Below are 6,655 nucleotides of genomic sequence, written 5' to 3'. Positions count from 1 at the left end.
GCGGCGAGGTGCGTGCCCTGGCCCCGTGACGCCGCGTCCCCTATTGCCGGGCGCTCTTACTACCTAGAGTTCTGCCATGGCCCATGACGATCGACCAGCCACCTACACCGCCACCGCGCTCCGGCCCACCCCGCGATGGGTTCGCTGATGCTGGTTCTCCTGCTTCTGCTCACTATCGGCAGCACCGTATGGTACATCCGCAACCATAAAGCGAGGCAGGAGGAGCCGCCCTCGATGGGCGGGACGGATCCTGCCCTACCACCGCTGATCTCGGGCAAGGGCGTGCGATCGGCAACACCGCGCCCGGCGTTCGACGGTCAGATCGTTGTCTCCGGCCTGACCAAGCGTTATAACGGAGTCACGGCAGTGGACGACCTGTCGTTCGTCGTGCGGCCGGGCCGGGTCACAGGTTTCCTGGGCCCCAACGGCGCGGGGAAGACCACGACACTACGCATGATCCTCGGCCTTGCCGCACCGACCGCGGGCACCGCCACCATCGGCGGCATCCGCTATATCGACCTGCCGGAGCCGCTGCGCCATGTCGGCGGGCTGCTGGAGACAAGCGCCGCCCACCGGGGCCGCACCGGCCGCAACCATCTGCGGATCATCTGCCAGTCCGTCGGCATCCCCCTGGAGCGCGCCGACGAGGTCCTCGAACTCGTCGGTCTCACCCCGGCGGGGCGCCGCACATTCAAGGGCTACTCGCTGGGCATGCGGCAACGGCTGGGGATCGCCGCGGCACTGATCGGCGACCCGCGGGTCCTGATCCTCGACGAGCCGGCCAACGGCCTGGACCCCGACGGTATCCGCTGGATGCGCGACCTGCTCAAAGCCCTCGCCGCCGACGGCCGCACCGTGCTGGTCTCCAGCCATCTCCTTGCCGAGATGCAGCAGCTTGCCGACGACCTGGTCATCATCGCCGCCGGCCGGCTGGTCGCCCAGGGGACGGTCGACTCGGTGCTGGATTCGATGGCGCATTCCGCCCGCGTCCTGGTCCGCATCTCCGACGCCGAGAAGCTGACCGCCGCATGCGGCGAGGACGCCGTGGTTGTCACACGCGAGAACGGCGACCTGCATATCACCGGCATGGACGCCACCGCGGTCGGCGAGGCTGCCGCCCGTGCCGGTGTCGTCGTGCATCAGCTGGTCACCGAACGGCCCGGCCTGGAAGACGTCTTCCTCGAACTCACCAGAGGCAAGGCCACAATCCGATGAGCCCGCTCGACAGCCTCGTCATCTCGGCCGCGCCGCGCACCGGCTTCGCCCCGATGCACCGGGTCCGCGCCGAAATCATGAAGATACGCACCACGAACACGTGGTGGATGTTCAGTATCGGCATCGTTCTCGTCACCGCGGAGGCGCTGCTCCGCAACGGCGTCTCCCACCACTACGACCTGCACCCGGCACTCGCTGGTCTGGACCCAGCCGACAGGGCCCAGGCCCTTGCCACCGCCGCCCGTGCGCACACGCACGCCGGCCAGGCCGCGATCGCCAGCAACATGATGACCTCTGGCCAGTTCCTCGGTGTGCTGTTCGCGATGCTCATCGGTGTCCTGGTCGTGACCAACGAGTACAGCCACCAGACCGCCACGGCGACCTACCTGGCCAATCCACGCCGCGGCACGGTCATCGTGGCCAAGTTCATCGCCGCCGCCTGCTTCGGCGCCCTGTTCTGGCTCGTGTCGACCCTGATCGATGTCATCGTCACCCCGATCTACCTACACAGCCAGCAGCTTGGTGTTTCACTGGCCGACTGGGCCGTGGTCCGATCGGTGCTGCTCAACCTACTGGCGTTCATCATGTGGGCCATCTTCGGCCTGGGACTCGGCACCCTCATCCGCAGCCAGCTCGGCTCGGTCATCACCGGCATTGCCGCCTACCTGCTCGGCACCGCCGCGGTCGCGGTCATCTTCGAACTGATCTACAACGCCTACCACCATACGTGGGTTCAAGGGGCGATCGTGATCGCGCCCGCGGTCGCCTCGCTGGTCATGACCACCCCCGGGCAGGCGTTCGACCATGCGCCGCCGCAGTGGACCGGCCTGATAATCATGATTGGATACACGCTGCTCTTCGGCACAATCGGCGTCCAGCTCACTCGGCGCCGGGATATTTAGAGCCTCCGGCAATAGGACTGTCCGGCCCGCGCCGCCCGGTCGGCGCCTCGCGTCATCGCTCCCCGTCCATCGCCGCGCGATGCACGGGTACCCCGGCTCGTCGGTCGACGCCCCACACAGGGCGCCTCCCTCCGCCGCCTCGCGATCCATCCACCCGGACGCCGCTCCCTGATCGAACGCCCTATTGCCGGGCGCTCTTAATGATCCTTTAGTCTGATCCGCCTCGCCGGCCGGCTGACGTGTCCAGATCCAGGCCCGGCGTAGTGCGGGACTGTGGGCCGCGGGCCGCACATACTCAGTGGCAGAGCGGGGACAAAGCGGATGACGATCGACGAACGGCTCTCTGGCCCAAGCGACAGCGAACGGGAATGGCTGCGGGTCCGCAGCCACCTGATCAGACACCGCTTCACGCTCGCGGTGACGGCAGCCGATGACTACCCGCCGGACGTCCGCGTGGCAGGCACTCCGCTGCTCGCCGACCAGCGGTGGCTGCCACCCGTCCCGTTGCCGCTGGACTCGATCGATCTCCATCTCGACGTGACCGGTGGCGCCCGCGGGCTGACCGGCAGGGAACAGCTTTCCGAGCCGGTCCGGCCCCTGCGCGCGAACGGCACCCGGTACGGCACCTACTCCGCCGCCGTCGCGGAGCTCGCCGCACCGGCGGTGTTCAACAACCTGCCCACGTACCGGCTCCTGGCCGCCGACCTGTCCGGCGGCCGAGGCCGCATGCTGTTCGGCCGTGGGCGCTACTTCGACGCCCTGGACGTCGGCGAAGCGTGCGCCCACGAGTACGCGGCCCACACGCTGGGCCTTGGCGGGACGCCGCTGCGCGCCGCGGTCGCGCAACCGTGGGACCTCACCGCCCGCTCGACGAACATGGCGATCAGCACGCTGACGCTCCGCGTCGACCGGACGGCCGGCGCGGCATCGTTCCTGCTGCACTGGCGCGACCCGGCCACGGTCGGCCACGCCGGCGGGCTGTATCAGGTGATCCCCGTCGGGGTCTTCCAGCCATCCGGTACCGCGCCGGGAAACGAAAGAAACGATTTCGACCTGTGGCGATCCAGCATCCGCGAGTTCTCTGAGGAACTTCTGGGAAACCCAGAAAACTACGGCAGTGACCTCTTACCGATCGACTATGATGCCTGGCCGTTCGCCGCCCGCCTGAACCGCGCTCGCGACCGCGGCCAGCTGCGGCTGTTTGTGCTCGGCATGGGCACCGACCCACTCACCTTCGCCACCGACCTCCTCACCGTCGCCGTGTTCGACGCGCCCATGTTCGACGAGGTGTTCGGCAATCTGGTCACGGCCAACAATGAAGGCCGCGTGCTGTCGACACTGGCTGCCGGCAGCAGCGGTCCCGGCATCGCCTTCAGTGAACAGAACGTAGCGCGTATCGTCCGCCGCGAACCGACGCAAGCTGCCGGCGCGGCGCTGCTGGCCCTCGCGTGGCGGCACCGTGATGTGCTCATGGCCTGAAAACCTCTACATCGATGCGGCCTGACGGTCCCCGGGCCGCGCTCCGGGATCCCCGCTCAGCCCATCGGCGAAGCCGGGCTTCCCCGCGCGCTTCGGGACGTATGGCTGCGCGCGTGAGCTCCCGTGCGTCAGCGCCACGCTCGCGCCGGCCGAAATGGCCACCGCACCGCGTTATGCGGCCGACGACCGGGCTGTCAGGAAAACCGTGCTCAACATCGTGCCCCCGGCAGGGCCGGCCCTGACCGCTTCCGCCGGTTGGCTCCAGCCGCGGTACGGGCCGAGAACCTGCCCCGGCCCGAGAATCGGCATGATGGACACCAATATCCCCGGATGGGAAGCAGGAGAACGTGCATGGGTGCCCAACAGGCGTTGCTCGGGCCGTTGTCTGGGCGGGATCCGGACCGGATTGGTTCGTACGTCTTACTGGGCCAGCTCGGGGCCGGCTCCATGGGCCGGGTCTATTTAGGCAGGTCAGCGGCTGGCCGTCTGGTTGCGGTGAAGACAATCAAACCGGAGTACGCCGAAGAACCGGATTTCCGGGCTCGGTTCACGCAGGAGGTGGCGGCGGCACGGCGGGTCAGCGGAGTGTTCACGGCTGCCGTGGTCGCGGCTGATCCGGACGCCGGCGTGCCATGGCTGGCTACCGCATACGTGCCAGCTCCATCGTTGGACCGCTTGGTGCGGGCGTGCGGCCCGTTGCCGGTGCCGGCCGTCCGCTGGCTGGCCGCCGGCTGCGCGGAGGCGCTGGAGTCGATCCACGGTGCCGGGCTGGTGCACCGGGATCTGAAACCGTCGAACGTGCTGGTCTCCCTGGACGGGCCGCGAGTGATCGACTTCGGGGTGGCGCGGGCGGTGGAGCGAATCCAGCTCACCTCGACACACGGAGCGGTCGGCACACCCGCGTACATGGCGCCGGAACAGGCCCGCAACACCCGCCAGGTAGCCGTCGCGAGTGACGTGTTCTCGCTCGGCTCCACGCTGCTGTACGCCGGGAGCGGGCACGCCCCATACCGTGGGGAAACTGTGATGGACATCCTGATCCAACTGGCCACCGAACCGCCGGACCTCAGCGGGCTGCCGCCGGAGCTGACCGACCTGGTAGCCGCCTGCCTGGACCGGGATCCGCAGCGCAGGCCCACTCCGGCGGTGCTGCTCGCCGAGCTCGCGCCGTATGTGGACCTTGAAACAGAGCACGGCTCGGAGCCGTCGGTACTGCCGGCGGCGGGACTGGCCCTGATCCAGGAGTACCGGAAACGCCCCCAGGCCACCGCCCGGATCCCCGAGCCGACCGGCCCGGACGCCACCCTCGCCTCCCGCCCCGGCTCGCTCACTTCCCACCCAGGCCCGCTCGCTTCGGATGCTATGGCCGTACCCACCACGCAACAGGACGCAGCCGCTGCCTCGGCCGCCTCGCCCGGCGTTGCTGAAGCGGCTGGACGGCGCCGATTCGCCTTGCCCGCCCGGCAGTTGCCGCGGCCAAGCGCTCCGCCGGGCGGGCGAGGTAACCGCCGGCCAGGCAAGGGCCGGGCGGGCGAGGGCCGGTCGCCGACGGCGAAGGAGCCGCGTTTCGGCCAGGCCGCCATGATCATAATATCGATAGGCACGGTGGCCGCTCTGCTGATCGCGGGCGGCATCCTGGGCGCTCGATCCAGCAGCCGGGCAAACCAGACGCAGAATTCCCAGAACGCCTACAGCGGGTATGACCCACGCCTGCTCGGGCCAGGGCCGCCGCTGTCCGGAGCTTCCGACCGTCCCGGCGGACGGCCGCAGCTGCTGGTCAACCAGCCGATGGGCGACGGAGCCACCGGGTTCGTGGTACATGGGCGCGGCTGGGTGCCCAACCAGTTGGTCACGGTCACGTTGGCCGGTGGCAGGGTGTCCGGCTATCAGCAGACGATCGACCTGGCCGGCACCTTCAACTACACGATCAACCAGTCGCACGAGTTCTTCACCGGCCCAATCCCACCGGGGCATTACACCGTCGTCGCCACGGCAACCGACGGGTCCACCGCGCATGCCTCGTTCGACGTCCATCCGTGACGCCCAGCGGGGACGTCCAGCCAGGACCCGCGGACGTGGCCGCCGGCCGGCGGTAGCAGCACCGGTCACGGCCGCCGGGTCCACCAGAGGTCCTCCTGGCGGGAGCACCAGGCCGGATCATTGAGCCGGGCCAGATCCGCCGGCGTGATGACCGCGTTCTCCAACAGCACCTCGACGACGACCTCGTCGGACAGCCGGACGCCGGGGCGGACCAGAGCACGTTCGGTGATCTTGTGGCGCAGTGCCTTGAGATGCTCGCCGACCCGGGCGGAGAGCCGGTCCCGAAACGCCGGGTCGTTGTCGAAGCGCTCCAGTTCGAAATGCGCGTCGGTCACCTCGAGCGCGGCCCGGGCGATCTCCGGTGTCCGGGGCAGTGGCGTGGTGCGAGTCGGGTCGATCAGCCACGGCCGGCACCACATCAGCGCCACCAGGAACAGTTTGGTCTTCGGGTCCAGATACAACGGAAGCAGGGTCGAGTCGTCGTCCAGCCGCCCCGGCACCCGTTCCCGGCCGGCGGTGGCCGTGGGGTCGAAGTCCTCGGCCGAAGCGCCGACCGCCACCCGCAGGGGCTGGCCTTCGTCCAGCATTGCCCGTGAACCGACCAGCACGGTTCCGGCCCGGAGAAACCATCCGCCGCACGGCTCGCCTTGCTCCTCCATCCGCGGCAACCGGATCCGGTAACCGTCGCTGACCGTGTAGAGCGCATGTGTACAGCTGATGTTGGCGACCCATGCGCCGCCGTTGACGGCGGCGATGAGCCCAGCCCGGCGGGACAGCCCGCGTCCGACCGCAATCATCACGTCCACGTCCGGTCCCCGGCCGAAAACGAGCTGGCCGCCCACTGGAATCCCGATAACCTCTCCGGACGACGTGCCGACCCGCGCCGCCGATGCCGTCGAATCCAGCTCCGTTACCTCCTCGCACGTTCCCCGGCCCAGCTCAACGCCTCGTCCGGGCCGGAGTGTACGGCCCCGCGACCGGGCTAAGGTGCCCCCGAACTCGGGGATGTGGAACACGCG

5 protein-coding genes are annotated in these 6,655 nt (G+C 69.2%); 4 read left to right on the top strand and 1 reads right to left on the bottom strand.

Features of this window, described 5'->3' with window-relative positions:
• Positions 1-282 precede the first annotated feature (282 nt).
• The 4 genes from MJ785_RS08085 (at position 283) to MJ785_RS08070 (ending at position 5,636) form a co-directional block, all read left to right on the top strand.
• Positions 283-1,215, top strand: coding sequence for an ATP-binding cassette domain-containing protein (locus MJ785_RS08085; RefSeq protein WP_370651457.1), 933 nt, complete (start codon positions 283-285; stop codon positions 1,213-1,215).
• The gene (locus MJ785_RS08080; RefSeq protein ID WP_239309002.1) at positions 1,212-2,117 is read left to right on the top strand and encodes an ABC transporter permease subunit; all 906 of its coding nucleotides are present in this window, start codon (positions 1,212-1,214) and stop codon (positions 2,115-2,117) included. The genes MJ785_RS08085 and MJ785_RS08080 overlap by 4 nt, the downstream gene beginning before the upstream one ends.
• 321 nt (positions 2,118-2,438) lie before the next feature.
• Positions 2,439-3,596 carry a transcriptional regulator gene (locus MJ785_RS08075; RefSeq protein ID WP_239309000.1) on the top strand — a complete coding sequence of 386 codons (1,158 nt, stop codon included), beginning with the start codon at positions 2,439-2,441 and terminating at the stop codon, positions 3,594-3,596.
• 351 nt (positions 3,597-3,947) lie between these two features.
• Positions 3,948-5,636, top strand: coding sequence for a serine/threonine-protein kinase (locus tag MJ785_RS08070; RefSeq protein WP_239308998.1), 1,689 nt, complete (start codon positions 3,948-3,950; stop codon positions 5,634-5,636).
• 65 nt (positions 5,637-5,701) lie between these two features.
• On the opposite strand, the gene MJ785_RS08065 is transcribed toward MJ785_RS08070, so the two are convergent.
• On the bottom strand, positions 5,702-6,433 hold the full coding sequence (locus MJ785_RS08065) for a hypothetical protein (protein ID WP_239380307.1): 732 nt from the start codon (positions 6,431-6,433) through the stop codon (positions 5,702-5,704).
• Positions 6,434-6,655: the final 222 nt, after the last annotated feature.

This window comes from Protofrankia sp. CiT1 (assembly GCF_917627335.1).
GTDB lineage: Bacteria > Actinomycetota > Actinomycetes > Frankiales > Frankiaceae > Protofrankia.
The sequence above is the reverse complement of the archived record's forward strand: the minus strand, read 5'-3'. Positions and strand labels throughout refer to the sequence as shown.